The sequence below is a fragment of the Bacillus cereus group sp. Bce041 genome (genome assembly GCF_052646455.1).
Genome location: NZ_JBQXON010000002.1, coordinates 937,577 through 958,962, shown reverse-complemented (window position 1 = coordinate 958,962; position 21,386 = coordinate 937,577). Strand labels below are relative to the sequence as shown.

Below are 21,386 nucleotides of genomic sequence, written 5' to 3'. Positions count from 1 at the left end.
TAAACTAAATAAGAACATTTTCATTGAAAAATTGTTCAAGATTGCATACAATCAATATAGTTTTTAAATTCCTATCAGAATACTTGGAGGATTACTATCATGAAGAAATTATTTTCAGTGCTTGCAGTAACTACATTAGCGATCGGGATTGTAGCCGGCTGCGGTAAAGAAGAGAAAAAAGATACAGCTAGTCAAGACGCGTTACAAAAGATTAAACAAAGCGGTGAACTTGTAATTGGTACAGAAGGTACATATCCACCATTTACGTTCCACGATTCAAGCAATAAATTAACTGGATTCGATGTTGAATTAGCAGAAGAAGTTGCAAAACGTTTAGGTGTAAAACCTGTATTTAAAGAAACACAATGGGATAGCTTACTTGCTGGCCTAGATGCAAAACGTTTCGATATGGTTGCAAACGAAGTTGGTATTCGTGAAGATCGTCAAAAGAAATACGATTTCTCTAAACCATACATTTCATCTTCAGCGGCATTAGTTATCGCAAAAGATAAAGATAAGCCTGCTACATTTGCTGATGTAAAAGGGTTAAAAGGAGCACAATCTTTAACGAGTAACTATGCAGATATTGCTAAGAAAAACGGTGCAGAAATCGAAGGTGTAGAAGGATTTAGCCAAGCGGCAGAATTATTAGCTTCAGGACGCGTTGATTTTACAATTAATGATAAGTTATCAGTATTAAATTATTTAGAAACGAAAAAAGATGCAAAAATTAAAATTGTAGACACAGAAAAAGAAGCTTCACAAAGTGGATTCTTATTCCGTAAAGGTAGCGATAAGCTTGTACAAGAAGTAGATAAAGCGTTAGAAGATATGAAAAAAGACGGTACGTATGACAAAATAACGAAAAAATGGTTCGGTGAAAATGTATCTAAGTAGTGCATTAGTTTCAGATCGATTGTCTACTTGGATAGATATTATGCAGACTTCCTTCATGCCTATGCTGAAGGAAGCTGTTTTTACAACAATTCCATTAACGCTTATTACATTTATTATCGGTCTTATACTTGCGACGTTAACAGCGCTCGCACGTATTTCAGGTAGTCGTATTTTACAATGGATTGCTCGTATCTATGTATCTATCATTCGCGGAACGCCACTTCTTGTACAGTTATTTATTATTTTCTATGGTCTTCCAACTCTTAATATTGAAGTTGAGCCATATACAGCAGCAGTTGTTGGATTTTCATTAAATGTCGGTGCATATGCATCTGAAATTATTCGTGCTTCTATCCTTTCCATTCCGAAAGGGCAGTGGGAAGCAGCTTATACAATTGGGATGACATATCCACAAGCATTAAAACGTGTTATTTTACCACAAGCAACGCGCGTATCAATCCCGCCGCTTTCAAATACATTTATTAGCTTAGTGAAGGATACTTCATTAGCATCGTTAATTTTAGTAACAGAAATGTTCCGAAAAGCGCAGGAAATTGCGGCGATGAACTACGAGTTTTTAATTGTTTATTTTGAAGCAGGTCTTATTTACTGGGTTATTTGTTTCTTATTATCAATCGTACAACAGATGTTAGAAAAGCGTTCAGAACGCTATACATTAAAATAATCCTTTTACAAAAGGAGTTTTTGTTTTTATGATTTCAATTCAGCACTTACAAAAAAGTTTCGGAGATAATACCGTACTAAAGCATATAGATTTAACAGTTGAGAAGGGCGAGGTTGTTGTTATTATTGGGCCGTCTGGATCTGGTAAAACGACATTCTTACGTTGTCTCAATGTATTAGAAACGCCAAACGCTGGTAATATTCGTATCGGTAATAAAGAGCTTAACTTCTCTCAAAAAGTAACGAAGAAAGATATTGTTAATCTTCGTACGCAAACAGGTATGGTATTCCAGCACCATAATTTATTCCCGCATTTAACAGCACTTCAAAATGTAATGGAAGGGCTCGTTACAGTGAAAAAGATGGGGAAAGAAGAAGCGAAGAAAAAAGCAAACTATTTCCTTGAAAAAGTTGGTTTAGCAGATAAAGTGGATTTATATCCGTTCCAATTATCAGGCGGACAACAACAGCGCGTTGGAATTGCGCGCGCGCTTGCGATGGAGCCGGAAGTGTTACTATTTGATGAGCCGACGTCAGCGCTTGATCCTGAACTCGTTCAAGAAGTTCTGAAAGTAATGAAAGAACTTGCTAAAGAAGGCATGACGATGGTTATTGTAACGCACGAAATGCGTTTTGCACATCAAATTGCGAACCGTGTTATTTTCATGGATGGTGGTGTCGTTGTCGAACAAGGTACACCAGAAGAAGTATTTACAAATCCAAAAGAAGAACGCACGAAGAAGTTTTTACAAATGTTGCAATAAATTAAGGAAGGTCTCAAGGCATATGCCTTGAGACCTTTTTGCCATATATATTTATTTGTGGAATCCGCCAAGGCTTTGCTCAGCCATTGCAACTAGACGTTTTGTGATTTCTCCACCAACTGAACCGTTAGCGCGAGCCGTAGAATCTGCTCCTAATTGTACACCAAATTCTTGAGCGATTTCGTACTTCATTTGATCGATTGCAGCTGTTGCACCTGGTACTACTAATTGATTTGAAGAATTTTGGTTTGCCATAGGAATATATCCTCCTTAGAGTTATAAAAGTTTTTTTGGTTGGACTAGCTGGAGTTGAACCAGATTATCGCCCCGGTTGGCGCTAATCCATCGGTAATTAAGTTTGTACTCATAGTATGGATGTTACCTAGAAAGATATACAAAATAATAATTTGTAAATTTTGTCAAAAAAACGTATTGATTTCGTAAATTATGAAATAAGAGTAATCGTTGTATTTTTAAGAAAACAGGCCAAACTAAGGGTGATATTAAATATAATTTTTTCATTGTAGCCTGCTACTTGTAGGCTAATTATTAGCTTCTTATTTATGATTTATTGAAATAAAAATGAAATCGGTAGCAACTTCATAGTTCTATTTTTAAGTAGGGATGGAGTGGGCGCTCCTATGTCTGGATAGGTTGCTCTCTTCACTCTAAAAAAGAGAGGCTTATAAACGATAACGTATGGAGGAATCATGATGGGAATTTGCCCGCTTTGCAACGCATTAGAATCACAAACATATTCTTGTCAAAATTGCCAAAGTATACTCCAAGATTATGGGAAGTCTGTAGATTACATAGACGATTATAGTGCCTATATGGATCAAGAATTATTAAGTGCAGTAGATGGTTTAACGCATAATAATTCAAATGAATATTGCAATCATATTTTTTATTGCAGAGTATGTAACGTGGAAACTGAGGTTGTAGTAAAACTTGTGTAAATAGAAAACTTCCACCTTATTATCTAGGTGGAAGTTTTTGTTTTTGTATTTGTGAGTGAATCATAGGAGAAGGGATATGTTCGGTGTTTGATGAAACCCCTGATTTTATTTGAGACATTTTTTCTTTTGTATCACGTAAAGAATGTTCAGTTAAGTAGACGGCATATTCGTAAAATAACTGGCGCGTCAGTTCACTTTGCTCTTTTAATTTTTTATCTTGGAATACAGTTCGCCCAGGTTTAGAGTTGGCTTCAAAGAGCCACGGATTTTCCTTTGTGTCTAAACCGATATCAAAACCGATTTCTCCAATATTTCCAGTTACTTGTTCATCGAGCGCGTAACTTATTTGTAAGGCAGTATGTTTTAATTTATTTTCAATTTGAACTTGTTTCGTTGAATCTGGAAAAAGCTCTTGTAATAATTTTGTATCACCGCCACTATTTACGTGCGTTGTTAAACTGCCTTTGCCGGCGATTTTGGCGACGATTGCACTAACTATCCAATTACCGAAATGGTTTTTATTTGTATGAATGCGGAAATCAACAGGTTGCCCATCGAAGCGAAGTAACGAAATACCTTGCTGTACGATAAACTTTTTTAAATCATGTCCTTTTAATACGTGGTTTAGAAGCGTTTCTAATGATTGATACTTTCTCAGTTTATTTTCTTCATTTTCGCGATAACGACAGTAGTAGCAATTCTCTGTTTGAGAATAAAATATTTGATGAATATTTCTACCAAAGCTCCCGTGTATTGGTTTCATGTACACTGATTTATACGTGCCAAGAAACCATTCTACTTGTTCAAAATGCTGAAATGCTTCTGTATTTGGTAATAAGGGTTTAATTGATTCGTCTTTCGTAAGAAGTTGATGAACTTCCCATTTATTGAAAAAACCTGGGTTAAACCATGGAATGGAGTAGTCATGTTCTAACTTTCTTTTTGCTCTGACGATTGGTTTATAATTTTCCGCTTGTCGATTCGGTAATCGATCGTAAATGACATTTGGTAAAGGGACTTTTTTCTTTACCCATTGTTTCTCTTGAAAGAAATATCCTTCAATCGTTTCTTCTTCCCAGTTTATATGTTGAACGCCAAAGACGAATACGAACGGTCGTAATGAGAATGGTGGTGTTAACAACTCACTGAGAGCAATTGAACGATTTCCTAAAGGGGTAGAAGAATCATCGTTAAAGCCAGTTGTAAAAATGCCAATCAATGGTCCGAAAATAATTGTTTGGTTTTGTGTGAATGCATGAATAGTAGTTGATTGAGGCAGTAAAAGTTTTTCGGCAATATGCTTTCCGATAATAATTTCGCGAGTAAAGGAATAATGAATTTTCACCTCTTCACTTGCAATATGACGTATGCCGAAGGAGAGAGATGTAATAGGCGGTGTAATAGAAAAAACGTAAGGTAAAGTAATGCTATTTGGATGGTCATCTGAAATATTTAATGTATATATATGCTCTTTCAAAATAGGTTTACCTCCTTTCATTATGGTGTAAAGCGACTGAATTTAAGTGGTCCGTGAAATATCTTTTCAGCTAATGAATCACTATGACGAATGTATTGTTCGTAAGGAGGGATCGTGTTGACATACATAAGCCAAATTGCGCCTTTTTGATCCATAATTGTGGAAAGTTCTAGTTCGAATAATGAAGAATAAGACTGATCTAGTGTTTGGAATACTTCATTTATAATGTCGTGTAAAGCGTCTTGCAATAGTTGCACACCTGTACTAGATAGTACGTATTTAATTTTTGAAAATGAATGCAATGAATCATCGTCTGTTGCTGAAGGTAAAAGCTGATTAGGAAATGAACTTTTTTGTATAAATTGACCTATAACATTCCAAGTTTGTTCTTTGTTTTTTTGCAAAATAGTTCGAATGTGGAGTGGGTATGTTAATTGATTTGGTGGTTGTAGCATGGTATGCACTATGTAGCGTGATGAACGTATGTTAGATTTACACCAAGATATAAATTCATCTGTCCGCTTGATTGGAAGAGAAGTATGGTATTTTTCATTTACTGTATCGATATGAAACGTTTTATTTTTGTAAGCGACTCGATATAAGTTATCTTTAGAATGTATATTAGTGGGGCGTATAATAATATCTTTAGATTTTAACAACAGTTTGAAAATGTTTTGTATCGTTGCCATTTCAAATTTAGGTATATAAGGAGACAGTTTTTTATTAGTAAGAAATAAATCATGTAGTTCACTTAAGTTAATAAGTGTGTTATTTAAAAAGGTAGTGGAAGGACGGTTGTGCAAAGAGTGAATAATTGATTTTGCTTTTTCAAAGTCTGTTTCCTCGTGAAAAGAATAACGATCATATATATAAGAAGGAATAGGGAATGTTTGCTCTTTCCATTTTCCTGTATCTGTATCGTAAATAAGACCAGAAACAAGGTCTGTTTTAGAATCAATACAAAATGGCGTAAACTGGGCAACGACATTATGATAAAGCCGAGCGCGTTTAGCGATTTCGGTGTAATACGTTTGCTCATAATGAAGTTTAGAAGTTAAAAGGCCGAGAACCAACGAAATCACTCCTTTACTACTATTTGCATAATAGGCGAAGCTATATATTGCAAATACGTTTTTATACCATTATACTTTTGTCCGTATGATGATATGCTATAGTTTTGGAGAAGTGAAAGGTTGATTGTAATGAATATATGGTTAAATATGTTAACGACGACAGGACTCGGAGCAATTATTGGGGGATACACGAATCATTTAGCGATAAAAATGTTATTTCGTCCTCATCGTCCTATTTATATCGGAAAGTTTCAAGTTCCATTTACACCAGGGTTAATTCCTAAGCGTCGTGATGAACTTGCTGTTCAATTAGGAAAAATGGTTGTAGAACATTTGTTAACACCAGAAGGAATCGGAAAAAAGCTAACAAATGAAGAGTTTCAAAAAGGTTTAATCCACTGGGCGCAAGTGGAAGTGGATAAAGTAATTACGAATGAACAATCACTGCGATATATGTTAGAAAAATGGAATGTAGCGCATGTAGAAGAAGAAGCGACTCGAAAAATCGAATATGTGATTACAGAAAAAATTCATGCATTTTTAGCAGAGTATTATACATATACATGGGAACAGGCTTTACCTCATTCTGTACATGAAAAGATAGAGAATGCGATTCCGAATGTCTCGGCGTTTATTTTAGAGCGAGGAATTAGCTTTTTTGAAAGTGAAGAAGGGAAAGCGCGTCTTTCAAAAATGATTGATGATTTCTTTGCTTCTCGCGGAACGCTACTTAACTTAGTCGGAATGTTTTTAGGAAATGTAAGTGTTGTGGATCGTGTGCAGCCAGAAGTTATTAAGTTTTTAGGGCAAGATGCTACAAAGCAGCTTTTAACTGACGTACTGCAAAAAGAGTGGGAAAAGTTAAAAGGAAGAGATGTAAAAGAATTAGAAGCATTTGTAGAGAAAGAAATGATTGTAAGCTCCGTGCTATCAGCAGTTAAAGTAGAGGAAACAGTGAGTAAGTTTTTAAATCAATCTGTTCAGCAAGTATGTGAACCAGTTCGAGAAACAATTATTGAAAAAGTGGTTCCAAGTGCAGTAGCGAAAGGCTTAAAGTGGGGAACAGAAAATGTAGAGAGTATACTAAATAATCTACACCTTGCGGAAATTGTCCAGCAAGAAGTGTCTACATTCTCAACAGAAAGATTAGAAGACTTAGTTCTGTCTATTACGAAAAAAGAATTGAAAATGATTACGTATTTAGGAGCGTTATTAGGCGGAATGATCGGGCTCGTACAAGGATTGTTACTATTGTTTCTTAGATAATAAGGTGAGTACATAGAAATAAAAGTGAAATTTCTTCACATCTCTTGCATAGTTTGATATGGTAAGAAGAGGTGCGTATGTAAATGCACGTAAAAGGCAGTGCGAGTGAAAAGCGCTAGCCTTCTAAAGGAGGAAAAATAAAATGACAAAGAACATTCATGATGTTGCATATGAATTACAAAAAGCAATCGCTGAAAACGATGACTTCAAAACTTTAAAAGAGAGCTACGCAGCAGTTCAAGCTGACACAGCTTCAAAGAACTTATTCGATGAGTTCCGTACAATGCAACTTAGCCTACAACAGAAAATGATGCAAGGCCAAGAAATCACTGAAGAAGATAACCAACAAGCACAAGAAGTTGTAGCTCGCATTCAACAAGATGCTAAAATTACAAAATTAATGGAAACTGAGCAACGTCTAAACGTTGTAATCGGTGACGTTAACAAAATTATCATGAAGCCACTTGAAGAATTATATAGCGCGCAACAACAAGCGTAATAGTGGAAGACGCTCCTAGTTTAGGAGTGTCTTTTTTGTTTAGGGAATTTAATAGTTATACCACAAAAACTCCCTTTCAAAATAGCCATTTCTTATTGGTTATTTTGAAAGGGATATGTAACACATCTGTTAATTTTTTTTATTGCTGTTAATTGAAGTTTTAATATTTTTTTCGTTCAAAAACGTTTCAATCTCTTTTTGTTTCCTCCCATTTATTTTCTCAAGGCGTTTTGTAAAAGAAAAATTGGCTTTGAATAAGTTACCATCTTGGGTGAGTTTGTCTAATTCTTGATCTAGCTCTACGAAAATATCCGTAGATGATGACATAAATGCATAGATTTCTTTTGAAGGTTTTTTATAATCAGTAGGTAAATTATTATTACTAATAAACTCATGGAAATTCATATCGTTTTGTTTCGCTAAATCAATTAGTTTTTGTAATTTTTCTCGGTCAGATTCCGTGAAATTCTTATCAGAATTTGTTGAAGCGAGAGGGATAATATTTTCAGATAACTCCCAACTATAATCTATATAATTTTTTATATTTTGTTTCATTTCGTCTTCATTAATAGTTTCGTTTTTCTTTGAGGAACTAAATATATTTTCTGGAACTTTAATAGCAACATCTTTAATAGATTGTACATCGTTTTCTTCCTTAGGTTGTGCACTGTTTGAACAAGCTGATAGAAATAAAATTGTAAGTAACGTGAGTAGGTATAAAATATACTTTTTCATATTAATCTCCTTTTACATTGATTAGTATCTTTGTAAAATAGCTAAATTCCATTTTAAATACTTAACTAAAAGTGAGTATATATGTTTTATCATTTGATAAGATATGACGGATATTAGTAAGCCGATGCAAAAAGCTATAAATACATTATAAACATCGGAATAACTGATTTGATGAAACCCTTTAAAGAATCCTAATCCTATTAATAAGATAGGTGAAATAATTAATAATGGTGTAGCAATTATAAGTGCTAGAAGAAGTGGTAATAGAAAGAGTAATACGAAAAAGGCGATAATGATACATATAAAGTTTAAAACACTTAAGCTCATAACAGAAAACAGTGCTGTCATAATATTTTTTAGGCTGCGCCTATTGTCAGCGTTACTTATTACATATGAAATATTAAGTTCTTTAGCGATAGTTTTAGGGTTTCCTAGCTTTTTAGAAATTTCCTCTTCAGATATTCCATCTTGTTTACCACTAATAAAATGAGTTTCGTACTCCGAGATAATATCCTCCTTTTCTAAATTAGGCATATTCCGTAGGGAAGAACTAAGTTGCTCTAAAAATTCACTTTTGTTCATAACAATCACTTTCCTTTATAAAATGATGAATTATGGCTGAAAATCCTATCTTTTTTCTAAACAGCACACACAATCTATATCTACTTTTTGAAAGGAGATATACTAATCGTGAATAACATTCCAAATAATGGTTATTCCATTATTTACAAATATATCACTTGCTATTATTCTTTGCAAGGTACTATAAATTTGTTAATAATGTGAATAGGTGGAAGTATTTTTGTACATTTTTAGAAGAGATATAAAAATGTTATTTTAAGATAAACAAAAGGTTGTAAGCGCATTCTTTAAATCTTGTCAAAATAATGTCGAATTCATATTGTTGGAAAAATAATGCATTTGTAATATAATGATAAATGATACTTCACCACATTAATTAACTAGGTAAAATTAAAATCTTTATTACACACATTATGAAATAAAGGGATGATTAGTTTTGAGTACAGGTGTAAAAGCAAACGACGTGAAGACAAAAACAAAAGGAGCAGATCTTGTTGTTGATTGTTTAATTAAACAAGGTGTTACACATGTTTTCGGTATTCCAGGAGCAAAGATTGACTCTGTATTTGATGTATTGCAAGAAAGAGGACCAGAGTTAATTGTTTGTCGTCATGAACAAAATGCAGCATTTATGGCAGCTGCTATTGGTAGATTAACAGGGAAACCGGGCGTATGTCTTGTAACTTCAGGACCAGGGACATCAAATTTAGCGACAGGTCTTGTTACTGCGAATGCGGAGAGTGATCCCGTTGTTGCTTTAGCTGGTGCAGTACCGCGTACGGATCGATTAAAACGTACGCATCAATCTATGGATAATGCTGCACTATTCGAACCAATCACAAAATATAGCGTAGAGGTAGAGCATCCTGATAATGTGCCAGAAGCACTTAGTAATGCATTTCGAAGTGCGACTTCCACAAATCCGGGAGCTACTTTAGTAAGTCTTCCGCAAGACGTTATGACTGCGGAAACAACTGTAGAGTCTATCGGTGCGCTTTCTAAGCCACAGCTTGGAATCGCTCCCACAAATGATATTACATACGTAGTAGAAAAAATAAAAGCAGCGAAATTACCAGTTATTTTACTCGGTATGAGAGCGAGCACAAATGAAGTGACGAAAGCTGTTCGTAAATTAATTGCGGATACAGAACTTCCTGTCGTTGAAACATATCAAGCAGCTGGTGCGATTTCACGTGAGTTAGAAGATCATTTCTTCGGCCGCGTTGGATTATTCCGTAACCAACCAGGTGATATTTTACTAGAAGAAGCAGACCTTGTTATTTCTATCGGTTATGATCCAATCGAGTATGATCCAAAGTTCTGGAATAAACTTGGCGACAGAACGATTATTCATCTTGACGACCATCAAGCAGATATCGACCATGATTACCAGCCAGAGCGTGAATTAATTGGTGATATTGCTTTAACGGTAAATAGCATCGCGGAGAAATTACCGAAACTTGTATTAAGTACGAAATCAGAAGTGGTATTAGAACGATTACGCGCAAAATTATCAGAACAAGCAGAAGTTCCGAACCGTGCTTCGGAGGGTGTTACGCATCCACTTCAAGTAATTCGTACACTTCGTTCTTTAATTAGTGACGATACAACCGTTACATGTGACATCGGTTCCCATTCTATTTGGATGGCGAGATGTTTCCGTTCTTATGAACCACGTAGATTATTATTTAGTAACGGTATGCAAACGTTAGGTGTTGCACTTCCTTGGGCAATCGCAGCTACTTTAGTAGAACCAGGTAAAAAAGTAGTTTCCGTATCAGGTGACGGTGGTTTCTTATTCTCAGCGATGGAGTTAGAAACGGCGGTACGTTTAAATTCTCCAATCGTCCATCTTGTTTGGAGAGACGGCACATATGATATGGTTGCATTCCAACAAATGATGAAATACGGCAGAACATCCGCTACAGAGTTTGGCGATGTTGATCTTGTGAAATATGCGGAAAGTTTCGGGGCGTTAGGTCTTCGTGTTAACACGCCTGATGAATTAGAAGGTGTGTTAAAATCCGCGCTAGCAGCAGATGGTCCTGTCATTATTGATATTCCAATTGACTATCGTGACAACATTAAATTAAGCGAAAAATTATTACCAAACCAATTAAACTAATGGAGGCAGATTTGAGATGACTGTTGCGCAATTAATTGATATTGATGCGAAAAAAACGAAAACGAGTAATGAAGTATATCAAACATCTACAATGCTTGCGCTATTAGATGGTATATATGATGGTGTAATTAGCTTTGAAGATTTGAAAAAACATGGTGATTTCGGCATCGGCACATTTGATCAATTAGATGGTGAAATGATTGCATTTGATAATGAATTTTATCATTTACGTTCAGACGGTTCAGCAGAAAAAGTAGAGCCAGAAGAAACAACGCCATTTGCGACTGTAACGTTTTTTGAAAAAGAAATGAGTTATACGGTAGAGCGTCCGATGAATCGTGAAGAAGTTGAAGCATTATTACATGAATTAATGCCAAGTAAAAACTTGTTTTACGGTATTCGAATGGACGGTACGTTCCGTGAAGTAAGGACGAGAACTGTTCCAAGACAAGAAAAACCGTATACACCGCTCGTTGAAGTGACGAAATCACAACCAATCTTTTCATTTGAAGATACAGAAGGTACGCTTGCTGGATTTTGGACACCAGATTACGCACAAGGTATTGGGGTAGCTGGATTCCACTTACATTACATTGATGATGAAAGAAGCGGGGGCGGACATGTTTTCGACTATGTTATAGAAAACTGTACGATCCAAATTTGTCAAAAAGCTCATATGCATTTAGCACTTCCAGAAACAGCTGATTTTATGGCGGCTGAATTATCAAGAGAAAATTTAGAGGATAATATTGCAACTGCGGAAGGTGCAGAGTAAGAGGGAAAGACTGTTCCATTTTGGAACAGTCTTCTTTTATTCGTAATGTTATTATTTGTCGATAAATCGATATTTCTTGTCGAACCGTTGATATATTGTAAGTTACGATAGATATATTTGAAAAATTGTTGATATCGCTTATTTTTTTGAAACAAACGGATGTCCCTCATAATAAAAACGCCACGGATAGTGTACAGCTTCTTCTGCATAGTCGATATTAATACGAGGTCCTGCTGTTATTTTATATTGTGATGATATGTGTTCTTCTTTTGGAACTAATTCAATATGTAACGTATCACTTTGTAACGATACACCGCGTTCTTTTAAAGTGATGCCAAGTGCACGGCATAGTTTGCCAGGACCGTTCGTTAAATTTTTGTACTGCGCTTTTGTAATTTCGGTCTTATTGTAGCGCGCTAGTTTTATTTCTTCTATTCCATCTACCGGCTCAAGAGCTCGAATGAGAACACCTTGTGGGGTGCCCACTGGCGCTGTAATAACGTTAAAGCAATGATACATACCGTAAATTAAATATACGTAAGCATGCCCTGGTGTACCAAACATAACTTCTGTGCGATCTGTCCGTCTGCCTCCGTAACTATGTGCGGCCTTATCATCCGGGCCTTTATATGCTTCTACTTCTACAATGATTCCACTTCGCTTTATTCCGTCTACAATATGAACAAGTTTTTGCCCGAGTAATTTTTTTGCGACTTCTAACGTATCGCCTTCATAAAAAGAAGGAGGTGCCTGCATTGTACTATCTCCTTTGCTAAGTGTATATGTATATAGTAAACCAAATTTTCAGTAGTAATTCTAACTCGTTCTATTTGCTACATTTATTTCATAAATTATGGATAGAGTACAACAGCGAAGAGGGGGAGTGCGACATGATTTATCGCTTACTAGCTCTTAATATAGATGGGACACTACTATACAACAATGGAAAAATTGCAAAAGGATTAAGAGAAACAATTGAATTTGTGAAAAGAAAAGATGTATACGTTACGTTATTTACGAGTCGTAATTTTCAATCCGCTCATAAAGTAGCAAAGGCGTTAAAATTAGATTCTATATTAGTGACACATGGTGGTGCTTTCGTTTCAGCAACGTTAGATAAGCCGTACGTTCAAAGAAGATTGTCTGAAGAGAAGACTTTTAACATTGTGCAAGTGTTAGAGCACTTTGATTGTAACGTACGTATTTCTCATGAACGGTTTTCGATAGGAAATCGTGAGAGAAATACACCAAACTTAATTGCGCGCACTGTATTATCAAGCGCAGATCCGTTATTTTATCCAGTTCAATTTGTAGATTCGTTAGGTGACGCGCTTCGTGACCATCCGGTAGCGGCGCCAAAAATTGATGTTCTTTTCCAAACTAAAGGTGAAAAAGAACGCGGGCTAAATACATTAAGAAAAGCGTTCCAAGATGTAGAGTATGTTGAATGTGATTCAAAACGAATAGAAATTTTACCGCAAAATGTATCAAAGTTACGCGGGTTACAATTGCTTGGAGAGCATTTAAATATTTCGCTAAATGAAATGGTTGCGATTGGAGATAGTATGGAAGATTTAGAGGTTATTGAAAACGTGGGACTTGGGGTAGCGATGGGGAACTCGCCTGTAGAATTAAAGCAAGCAGCCGATTGGATTACACGTTCAAATAGTGAAAACGGTGTAGAGTACATGATTAAAGAGCATTTCCGTAAGCAGTTCCCGCTTCCGTTTTTGAAGAATCATAAAAATACACCGAAACGATGAAAGAAAAACGTAGCTTTTTGGCTACGTTTTTTGTTGAGCTTATTAAAATGAATGAAAACGTTTTAAAATGTGAATTGTGTATGAAATCTATACAATTCACTTGAATCCTTTAGAAAACTAATGTAAAGTGAAGGATGTTGTCAAAATAGTTACACCACATGAAATATTCTTCAGATTAATTTTATTGGGCTCCCATACGTAAAAGTATTTCCGCATGACAGTTTAGTTCACGTATTATTTCAAAAATGAATTGTAGTAATTTTATTAAGTAGTTGTAGCGTTCCTTTGTTGTATTTAAATGGATTATTTTAAGTTAATGTGAGTAAGACCTGGTACATATGAAATGTACTTCTTTTTGTGATTTTAGGAAGTTTAAAAGGGGGAATGAATTTCTTGAGGAAATCATTTAATCAAAAAATTAAAAAGTTAAGTAGTAGTTTAATAGTTGTATTACTAATATGTATGAATTTTTTAATCCATTTACCATTTAAAGCAGAGGCAGCTACAACAGAGTTAAAAGGTTTAGGTGATGTATCTTATTACAACGCCATCATTTTTGGAGATCATAGTGCAACGAGTGCTGATATTGAAGGTGCGATGGCTGTTCAGAAAAATATGAAAGCATCAAGTTATACAGTCGTAGCGGCTGCAACTGGAGCAAATAACTTAGCTGGAGCAACTTGGGTAGATGAAGGATATCCATCATTATTACTAGGCGGTCAATTTACGAAAGCGGGAGCAGGACAAGTAATTATTCAAGATGGAACAGTGGCGATGACAAAAGACGGTGATCCAGATGGCGCAATGAAAACGTCATATGACCGTATCTCTTATAAAGAGCAAGCGGAGATTGATACTAAGTTTAAAGAATTTAGAAAAGACGTTGATGGTGTAATTGGGGATGCAAGTAAACTACACACTGATAAGCCAAAACCTAATATGAGCTTTGGAATCGGTGAAGATGTAAACAACCCTAATATTTATGTCTCTTCAGGCCAGACGGGAAAGAAAGCATTCGATGTAAAAGACGTTTTTCTTCCGAATGTAGAGAATAAAGACTTTATTGTTATTTATTCAGATGCAGAAGAAGTGAGTTTTGGTGGCGGTGCAATTTTATATGATACAAGAAATACTGGGATGGCGACGGATTTAATTAATACATCTCAAGCATACGACCCTAATTCATCTTTTACTGAGTTAGCTAGTAAGGTAATTTGGGTATTTCCTAATGCTACAAAGATAACAACTAAAGGTTATGGTGTAGTAGGTAGTGTGTTTGCACCTAATGCAGTTGTAGAAACAAAAGGTGGTTCTATTAATGGACAAGCCTATGTTGGAGGATTACACCAAAGAGATGGTTTTGAGGTTCATAACTTTAAATTTAACTGGCCAAAATGGAATAAACCAGCAGCTGAAAAAGGACATTTACAAATTAAAAAAGTTGATGAAAACGATGGAAATATTGTTTTAAAAGACGCAAAATTTGATGTTATAGACAAAGATAATAACGTTGTGGCTACTGTTACAACAAACGAAAAGGGTATTGCGGAAGTTAAAGATTTACCACTTGGTGACTATTTTGTAAAAGAAATAAATGCACCAGAAGGATATATAAAAGTTGATACACCAGTCAAAGTAACAATTGATAATACAAACGTAATTGAACTTGTTATGAAGAATACGAAAAAAGTAGAGAATGGCCAATTTAAATTATTGAAAAAAGATAGTGAATCCGGTCAACTTCTGCCAGGTGCAAAATTTGATGTTATCGATAAAGATGGGAAAGTTGTGGAAACAATTGTTACAGATGATAAAGGTGAAGCCTTATCGAAACGACTTCCAGTTGGAAGCTATACATTAAAAGAAGTAGAAGCACCGAAAGGGTATGAATTATCATCTAGTTCAGTTTCTGTTGATGTAGAGGCTAATAAAGTATTGACTGTAGATGTGGTGAATAAAAAGATTCCCGAAAAAGTAACAGGTCAATTTGAAATTGTGAAAGTAGATGCGGAAGATAAAACGAAGGTATTATCAGATGCAGAATTCGAAGTGTATAAAGAGGGTAAAAAAGTAGATACGTTACGAACAGATAAAACTGGTAAAGTAGTTTCTCAGAAATTAGAACCAGGAAAGTACACATTAAAAGAAACGAAAGCACCACAAGGATATAAATTGCTAAAAGAAGAAATTGAAGTCGTTGTGGAAGCGGACAAAGTAGTAGAAGTACAAGTAGAAAATGCAAAAGAACTAGGAAGCTTACAAGTAACCAAAAAGGATGCAGAGAGTGGAAAAGTTCTAGCAGGTGCAGAATTTAAATTGAAAAATGAAGCTGGTCAAGTAGTTGGAGAAGCGAAAACAACGAATAAAGACGGTGTTGTGAAATTCGAAAACTTAGTGCCAGGAAAGTACACGTTAGAGGAAACGAAAGCGCCGGAAGGTTATAAGGCGTTAGAAGTAACAGTAGAAGTAAACGTTGTAGCGAACGAAGTAGTAAAACAAGAAGTTACGAATGAAAAAGTAACAGGTCAATTCGAAATCGTGAAAGTAGATGCGGAAGATAAAACGAGATTGTTATCAGGTGCAGAATTCGAAGTGTATAAAGATGGTAAAAAGGTAGCGGAACTGAAAACAGATGAGAGTGGAAAAGTGATGTCACCAAAATTACCGCTAGGTGAATACACAGTGAAAGAAACGAAAGCACCAGCGGGCTACAAGCTTTCAAATAAAGAATGGAAAGTAACAATTCAAAACGAGAAAGAAGTAGTAAAAGTAGAGGCAGAAAACGAAAAAATCTTAGGTTCTCTACAAATTATTAAAATGGATGATAAAGATCAAACGAAACGCTTAGCAGGCGCAGAATTTACATTGAAAGATGCGAAAGGAAATGTTGTAAAAGAAGGAATTACAACAGATAAGTCTGGAACGGTTAAGGTAGACGGACTTGTGCCAGGTGAATATACGTTAGAAGAAACAAAAGCACCAGAAGGTTATGAGTTAACAAAACAAATAATTCATGTAACAGTTGACGGTGAAAAAGTTATTGATGTAAAAGTAACGAACGGTAAGAGCCTTGGGCAATTCGAAATCGTAAAAGTAGATGCTCAAGATAAAACGAAAGTATTATCAGATGCAGAATTCGAAGTGTATAAGGATGGTAAAAAAGTAGATACGTTACGAACAGATAAAACTGGTAAAGTAATTTCTCAGAAATTAGAGCCAGGAACATACAAATTAAAAGAAACGAAAGCACCACAAGGATATAAGTTGTTAAAAGAAGAAATTGAAGTCGTTGTGGAAGCAGACAAAGTAGTAGAAGTACAAATAGAAAACGCAAAAGAACTAGGAAGCTTACAAGTAATCAAAAAGGATGCAGAGAGTGGAAAAGTTCTAGCAGGTGCGGAATTTAAATTAAAGAACGAAGCTGGTCAAGTAGTTGGAGAAGCGAAAACAACGAATAAAGACGGCGTTGTGAAATTCGAAAGCTTAGTGCCAGGAAGGTATACGTTAGAAGAAACGAAAGCGCCGGAAGGTTATAAGGCGTTAGAAGTAACAGTAGAAGTAAATGTTGTAGCGAACGAAGTAGTAAAACAAGAAGTTATGAATGAAAAAGTAAAAGAAGAAATTACAGGTCAATTAGAAATTACAAAGGTAGATGCTAATAATACAAATAAAACATTAGCAGGCGCAGTGTTTGAAATTTGGAAAGACGGAATAAAAATCGACACATTAACAACAAATAAGAGCGGTAAAGCGACTTCTAAGAAGTTAGAACCAGGAGATTACACTTTAAAAGAAATCCAAGCGCCAGAAGGATATACTTTATCCGATAAGGAAATGAAATTTACGATTTCTAATGAAAAAATTGAAGTTGTAAAGCTTCAAATTACAAATAAAAAAGATACAGATAAAGATCCGGAAAAACCAGGTGAAGGAACAGGAAAACCAGGTGAAGGAACAGGAAAACCAGGTGAAGGAACAGGAAAACCAGGTGAAGGAACAGGAAAGCCGGGTGAAGGAACAGAGAAGCCAGGTGAAGGAACAGAAAAGCCAGGTGAGGGAGTAGAAAAACCTAATTTACCAGAACAAGGACAAGGTTCTTCTAATAATCAACAACTCCCAGCTACAGGACACAATACGAATTACGTTCCATTCATCGGTTTTATGCTTCTGTTACTAGGAATACGTTTAAGATTCATGGCTAAAAATAGCTAACAGATGTATAAAAGGCATCAGAGATTATACAATCTCTGATGCCTTTTTAAGTGAATACAGATGAAATGAAATATCTATAGGAATGATAAGTATTTTAAGCTTCAATTACGCTAAGCATTCTGTTTATAAATGCAGCTGCGTGAGCACGTTGTGATGGTCCTTTTGGTACGAATTGATTCAATTCATTACCTTTTACAATTCCGTATCCATACACTCTTTGTACTTCTTCTTTAGCGTAAATTAAGTTTTGGTCTACGAATGGTAGTTCAACTTGTTTTGCAAAAATACCAGCGTGTTTTAGAGAACGATCGATCATAATAACAGCTTCTTCGCGTGTAATTGTAGTATTTGGGTCAAATGTATTATCACCACGTCCGCGGATTATGCCTGCGCTTGCTGCACGATTAATACCGTCTCGTAACGATGGGTGTACTTGTTCTAAGTCTGTGAAATTAGCATTTCCACTTGGTAATTGTAAAGCACGAGTAATTAATGTAGCAAATTCAGCACGCGTTACAAGACGTTCTGGGAAGTACTTGCCGTTTCCTTCTCCTTGCATAATGCCTCTAGCTGCTAATTGACGAATGTCTTGTTCATACCAGCCACCTGTAATGTCATCAGTTACTGGATTTTTTTGATTTTCTTTATAGTATGTTTCAGTTCCTTTTAAGAAAGCATCCCATTGTCCGCGTTGAATCATAAACGCAGGGCAGTTTTTTCCTGACCAAAATTGGTGTTTTTGGACCTTATCTAGAGAAATATTTAAGTCGTTCATTAAATAAGCTGCCAATTTACGGGCATTTTCTACCGCTTTTTCATAGTTTCCATCTTGATTAACGGCAATTTCAATTCCGATAGATTCATAGTTTCCAGTTTTATTTCCAGCATGCCATCCAACTTCATTTACCGGAAGATGTTGATAAATTTCTTTATCATCTACTGTGAAATGCCAAGATGCGGCGCGATCAGCTGTTCCGCGTGCTTGATTATCTAAGAATTTTGCATGATTTAGAGCATTGGCACCTTTCGCTGTATTAGCCGTTTCGTGAATCGTAATATATTTAGGCACCATCGGGTAGCCAGGTCGAATATCGTCATTTCCTTTTGGGACAATCATTTCTTTAAATGTAACGCCATAAATATTGTTTGTTTGTAGAGCTTCTGGCGATCTCAATAAACTGTTTTTAGCAGTACGACTGTTTTTTAATAATGAAGCTTTTGTACCTTCAAATGTAGCAGAAGGTGCATAAATCCATTTTGCTGTTTCGTTTATTTGGACTTTAAACCAATTTCCAGCTTGTTCAGTAGGAGTAATGACTTGTGGCTCTAGTTTCCCTTCTTCTTTAAACGATTGGAACGGAAGTGCATGTATGGAAGCTTCTTCTTTTACGATTAATTTTTGGTTAGATAGTTTATGAATCTCTTGAACTTCTAAGCTATTATCATTGTTATCTATCCATCCAGCGCCAGTTGACGTCGTTATGTAATAAGCATTTCCTTTTTTCTTTGTCGCCGTTACGACTTGTTCTGTAATCTCGATATTCGATTTGTTTTTTAAATCATTCGCGGTATATAATGAATGTTTTTTTGAAGTGTATAGTAGGAATTGGCCAGTAACCTCGATATCTTCTTCATGAGTACTATGCTCATTAACATGTTCTTTAATACTTTTAAAAACTTGATCCTCCGTATATACTTCGGCGGATTTTTCAGCACTCTCTGCAAATGAATAAGTAGGTGCAAGAACAGTTTGTAATGCAAGAGAGAGAGTTAAAACACTATAAAATTTCTTTTTCATATTTGTTTTTAACACATTAGATTGTGGAATCTAGTGTTAACAGTCCTCCTTTTTATATTGTATTTTCACTATGTATCGATTTTAACACTAATAAATTTTAACAAGAGAAAATCATGATGTCTATATACATGAGCAATATTCATAAAAAGAATTATTTGAAAAAATGTAAGAGAAACAGGTAAAACCTTCTGTATTGACCTGTAAACGCCCTTCAAGTAAACTAAAGAGAGTTTGCAAATGAAAAGGTGATAATGTTGTTAATTTCAATTAAAACGTTACAAGATGATCGTTTTTTACGTCCGCTACAAAATATTGGCGGCTTATTTTTTGAAGATAGTACGATTGGATTTGAACAAGAGGAAGCAAATCTGATCGTTGATATACACATTGAGGATAATGTGAAAGCATCCGCTCAATTAACGGATGTTAGCACAGGAAATGTGTATGAAGAAACATTCTCGAAAGATTTATCTGCTTTCACAGATGAAAAAGAGCGTATGAAGCAAGTGAAACACGTTGTTTCTTATGTATATCTTTCTGTTCTTCAGCAGTTAACTGGTATTGAACAAAGCTGGGGGATTTTAACGGGAGTACGTCCGACGAAACTTCTTCACAAAATGCTTCAAAATGGTATGTCAAAAGAAGAAGCGCATCAAGAACTTCGTGAAAGTTATTTAATTCATGAAGAGAAAATTGAACTTCTTCAGCGCATTGTTGATTGCCAATTAGCAGTTGTTCCGGATTTATACCGTTTGAAAGAAGAAGTAAGTATTTATATCGGTATTCCGTTCTGCCCAACGAAATGTGCATACTGTACATTCCCGGCTTATGCAATTAATGGACGCCAAGGATCTGTTGATTCGTTCTTAGGTGGTTTACATTATGAAGTTCGTGAAATTGGTAAGTTTTTAAAAGAAAAAGGTGTAAAAGTTACGACGATTTATTACGGCGGCGGTACACCTACAAGTATTACAGCAGAAGAGATGGATATGCTGTATGAAGAAATGTATGAAGCGTTCCCAAATGTGAAAAATGTGCGTGAAGTAACAGTTGAGGCAGGTCGCCCAGATACAATTACGCCAGCAAAGCTAGAAGTGTTAAATAAATGGAATATTGACCGTATTAGTATTAATCCGCAGTCATACCATCAAGAGACACTAAAAGCAATTGGACGTCATCATACTGTAGAAGAAACAATTGAGAAATACCATTTAGCTCGTGAAATGGGAATGAACAATATTAATATGGACTTAATTATTGGTCTTCCTGGTGAAGGGTTAGATATCTTCAAGCATACGTTAGATGAAACAGAAAAGTTAATGCCAGAATCATTAACAGTTCATACGTTATCATTTAAACGTGCTTCTGAAATGACGCAAAACAAACGTAAATATAAAGTAGCAGGTCGCGAAGAAATTACAGCGATGATGCATGAAGCAGAAGAGTGGACGCAAAAGCATAATTACGTACCATATTACCTATATCGTCAAAAGAATATTTTAGGTAACTTAGAGAACGTTGGTTATGCAATGCCGACGCAAGAAAGTATTTACAACATTGTCATTATGGAAGAAGTACAATCAATTATCGGACTTGGTTGTGGTGCATCAAGTAAATTTGTTCACCCGAAGACGGGAGCAATTACGCACTTTGCGAATCCGAAAGATCCAAAATCATATAATGATGGCTTTGTGAAATATACAGAAGATAAACTGAAAATTTTAGAAGAGCTATTTGCATAAGAAGAAAGAGGTTGTTCCGAGTCGGAACAACCTCT

At 35.5% G+C, this 21,386-nt stretch carries 18 protein-coding genes; 11 read left to right on the top strand and 7 right to left on the bottom strand.

Features of this window, described 5'->3' with window-relative positions; genetic code table 11:
* Window positions 1-99 precede the first annotated feature (99 nt).
* The 3 genes from ACUN13_RS10935 to ACUN13_RS10925 are packed head-to-tail and all read left to right on the top strand — an operon-like array spanning window position 100 to window position 2,345.
* Window positions 100-897: an amino acid ABC transporter substrate-binding protein gene (locus ACUN13_RS10935; RefSeq protein ID WP_000732840.1), complete on the top strand. Its 798-nt coding sequence runs from the start codon at window positions 100-102 to the stop codon at window positions 895-897.
* Window positions 884-1,582 (top strand): amino acid ABC transporter permease, encoded by a 699-nt coding sequence (locus ACUN13_RS10930; protein ID WP_000281501.1) that lies wholly within the window; start codon window positions 884-886, stop codon window positions 1,580-1,582. The genes ACUN13_RS10935 and ACUN13_RS10930 overlap by 14 nt, the downstream gene beginning before the upstream one ends.
* Window positions 1,583-1,610: 28 nt before the next feature.
* Window positions 1,611-2,345 (top strand): amino acid ABC transporter ATP-binding protein, encoded by a 735-nt coding sequence (locus ACUN13_RS10925; RefSeq protein WP_000623610.1) that lies wholly within the window; start codon window positions 1,611-1,613, stop codon window positions 2,343-2,345.
* A 51-nt stretch (window positions 2,346-2,396) separates the two neighbouring features.
* Here the strand turns inward: ACUN13_RS10925 and sasP are convergent, their stop codons facing one another.
* Window positions 2,397-2,600, bottom strand: a complete 204-nt coding sequence (gene sasP, locus ACUN13_RS10920) for a small acid-soluble spore protein, SasP family (RefSeq protein WP_000013338.1) — start codon at window positions 2,598-2,600, stop codon at window positions 2,397-2,399.
* Between the two features lie 458 nt (window positions 2,601-3,058).
* Here sasP and ACUN13_RS10915 point away from each other — a divergent pair, with 458 nt between their 5' ends.
* The gene (locus ACUN13_RS10915; protein WP_000510476.1) at window positions 3,059-3,304 is read left to right on the top strand and encodes a hypothetical protein; all 246 of its coding nucleotides are present in this window, start codon (window positions 3,059-3,061) and stop codon (window positions 3,302-3,304) included.
* A 19-nt stretch (window positions 3,305-3,323) separates the two neighbouring features.
* On the opposite strand, the gene ACUN13_RS10910 is transcribed toward ACUN13_RS10915, so the two are convergent.
* Together ACUN13_RS10910 and ACUN13_RS10905 are read right to left on the bottom strand one after the other, a co-directional pair.
* Window positions 3,324-4,781 carry a YheC/YheD family endospore coat-associated protein gene (locus ACUN13_RS10910; RefSeq protein WP_088345681.1) on the bottom strand — a complete coding sequence of 486 codons (1,458 nt, stop codon included), beginning with the start codon at window positions 4,779-4,781 and terminating at the stop codon, window positions 3,324-3,326.
* 20 nt (window positions 4,782-4,801) lie between these two features.
* Window positions 4,802-5,854: a YheC/YheD family endospore coat-associated protein gene (locus tag ACUN13_RS10905; RefSeq protein WP_025687293.1), complete on the bottom strand. Its 1,053-nt coding sequence runs from the start codon at window positions 5,852-5,854 to the stop codon at window positions 4,802-4,804.
* Window positions 5,855-5,983: 129 nt separating this feature from the next.
* Between ACUN13_RS10905 and ACUN13_RS10900 the strand changes: the two genes are divergently transcribed.
* Window positions 5,984-7,120 carry a DUF445 family protein gene (locus ACUN13_RS10900; protein WP_142292959.1) on the top strand — a complete coding sequence of 379 codons (1,137 nt, stop codon included), beginning with the start codon at window positions 5,984-5,986 and terminating at the stop codon, window positions 7,118-7,120.
* A gap of 142 nt (window positions 7,121-7,262) precedes the next feature.
* Window positions 7,263-7,619: a YlbF/YmcA family competence regulator gene (locus ACUN13_RS10895; RefSeq protein ID WP_000164610.1), complete on the top strand. Its 357-nt coding sequence runs from the start codon at window positions 7,263-7,265 to the stop codon at window positions 7,617-7,619.
* Window positions 7,620-7,748: 129 nt separating this feature from the next.
* Here ACUN13_RS10895 and ACUN13_RS10890 read toward each other — a convergent pair whose 3' ends face one another.
* A complete protein-coding gene (locus ACUN13_RS10890) occupies window positions 7,749-8,354 on the bottom strand; it encodes an NDxxF motif lipoprotein (RefSeq protein WP_048538051.1) in 606 nt (201 codons plus the stop codon).
* 21 nt (window positions 8,355-8,375) lie between these two features.
* Window positions 8,376-8,936, bottom strand: a complete 561-nt coding sequence (locus tag ACUN13_RS10885; RefSeq protein ID WP_025709958.1) for an HAAS signaling domain-containing protein — start codon at window positions 8,934-8,936, stop codon at window positions 8,376-8,378.
* Window positions 8,937-9,372: 436 nt separating this feature from the next.
* Between ACUN13_RS10885 and alsS the strand changes: the two genes are divergently transcribed.
* A complete protein-coding gene (gene alsS / locus ACUN13_RS10880; protein WP_088345687.1) occupies window positions 9,373-11,061 on the top strand; it encodes an acetolactate synthase AlsS in 1,689 nt (562 codons plus the stop codon).
* Between the two features lie 16 nt (window positions 11,062-11,077).
* On the top strand, window positions 11,078-11,836 hold the full coding sequence (gene alsD, locus ACUN13_RS10875; protein ID WP_088345689.1) for an alpha-acetolactate decarboxylase: 759 nt from the start codon (window positions 11,078-11,080) through the stop codon (window positions 11,834-11,836).
* A gap of 138 nt (window positions 11,837-11,974) precedes the next feature.
* Here the strand turns inward: alsD and ACUN13_RS10870 are convergent, their stop codons facing one another.
* On the bottom strand, window positions 11,975-12,592 hold the full coding sequence (locus ACUN13_RS10870; protein ID WP_088345691.1) for a DNA-3-methyladenine glycosylase: 618 nt from the start codon (window positions 12,590-12,592) through the stop codon (window positions 11,975-11,977).
* A 134-nt stretch (window positions 12,593-12,726) separates the two neighbouring features.
* Between ACUN13_RS10870 and ACUN13_RS10865 the strand changes: the two genes are divergently transcribed.
* Together ACUN13_RS10865 and ACUN13_RS10860 are read left to right on the top strand one after the other, a co-directional pair.
* Window positions 12,727-13,599 (top strand): Cof-type HAD-IIB family hydrolase, encoded by an 873-nt coding sequence (locus ACUN13_RS10865; protein WP_000640431.1) that lies wholly within the window; start codon window positions 12,727-12,729, stop codon window positions 13,597-13,599.
* A 393-nt stretch (window positions 13,600-13,992) separates the two neighbouring features.
* A complete protein-coding gene (locus tag ACUN13_RS10860; RefSeq protein ID WP_445423775.1) occupies window positions 13,993-17,811 on the top strand; it encodes an MSCRAMM family protein in 3,819 nt (1,272 codons plus the stop codon).
* A gap of 94 nt (window positions 17,812-17,905) precedes the next feature.
* Here the strand turns inward: ACUN13_RS10860 and ACUN13_RS10855 are convergent, their stop codons facing one another.
* The gene (locus tag ACUN13_RS10855; protein ID WP_002164626.1) at window positions 17,906-19,609 is read right to left on the bottom strand and encodes an S-layer homology domain-containing protein; all 1,704 of its coding nucleotides are present in this window, start codon (window positions 19,607-19,609) and stop codon (window positions 17,906-17,908) included.
* Between the two features lie 251 nt (window positions 19,610-19,860).
* Here ACUN13_RS10855 and ACUN13_RS10850 point away from each other — a divergent pair, with 251 nt between their 5' ends.
* Window positions 19,861-21,351 (top strand): coproporphyrinogen III oxidase, encoded by a 1,491-nt coding sequence (locus ACUN13_RS10850; protein ID WP_142293008.1) that lies wholly within the window; start codon window positions 19,861-19,863, stop codon window positions 21,349-21,351.
* Window positions 21,352-21,386 lie beyond the last annotated feature (35 nt).

Excerpts from the sequence above, each read along its gene's own strand:
- ACUN13_RS10900 (WP_142292959.1), top strand. The coding sequence starts at position 5,984 with ATGAATATATGGTTAAATATGTTAACGACGACAGGACTCGGAGCAATT.
- ACUN13_RS10855 (WP_002164626.1), bottom strand. The coding sequence starts at position 19,609 with ATGAAAAAGAAATTTTATAGTGTTTTAACTCTCTCTCTTGCATTACAA.
- ACUN13_RS10885 (WP_025709958.1), bottom strand. The coding sequence starts at position 8,936 with ATGAACAAAAGTGAATTTTTAGAGCAACTTAGTTCTTCCCTACGGAAT.
- sasP (WP_000013338.1), bottom strand. The coding sequence starts at position 2,600 with ATGGCAAACCAAAATTCTTCAAATCAATTAGTAGTACCAGGTGCAACA.
- ACUN13_RS10865 (WP_000640431.1), top strand. The coding sequence starts at position 12,727 with ATGATTTATCGCTTACTAGCTCTTAATATAGATGGGACACTACTATAC.
- ACUN13_RS10890 (WP_048538051.1), bottom strand. The coding sequence starts at position 8,354 with ATGAAAAAGTATATTTTATACCTACTCACGTTACTTACAATTTTATTT.
- ACUN13_RS10935 (WP_000732840.1), top strand. The coding sequence starts at position 100 with ATGAAGAAATTATTTTCAGTGCTTGCAGTAACTACATTAGCGATCGGG.
- alsD (WP_088345689.1), top strand. The coding sequence starts at position 11,078 with ATGACTGTTGCGCAATTAATTGATATTGATGCGAAAAAAACGAAAACG.
- ACUN13_RS10930 (WP_000281501.1), top strand. The coding sequence starts at position 884 with ATGTATCTAAGTAGTGCATTAGTTTCAGATCGATTGTCTACTTGGATA.
- ACUN13_RS10850 (WP_142293008.1), top strand. The coding sequence starts at position 19,861 with ATGTTGTTAATTTCAATTAAAACGTTACAAGATGATCGTTTTTTACGT.
- ACUN13_RS10915 (WP_000510476.1), top strand. The coding sequence starts at position 3,059 with ATGGGAATTTGCCCGCTTTGCAACGCATTAGAATCACAAACATATTCT.
- ACUN13_RS10925 (WP_000623610.1), top strand. The coding sequence starts at position 1,611 with ATGATTTCAATTCAGCACTTACAAAAAAGTTTCGGAGATAATACCGTA.
- ACUN13_RS10870 (WP_088345691.1), bottom strand. The coding sequence starts at position 12,592 with ATGCAGGCACCTCCTTCTTTTTATGAAGGCGATACGTTAGAAGTCGCA.
- ACUN13_RS10895 (WP_000164610.1), top strand. The coding sequence starts at position 7,263 with ATGACAAAGAACATTCATGATGTTGCATATGAATTACAAAAAGCAATC.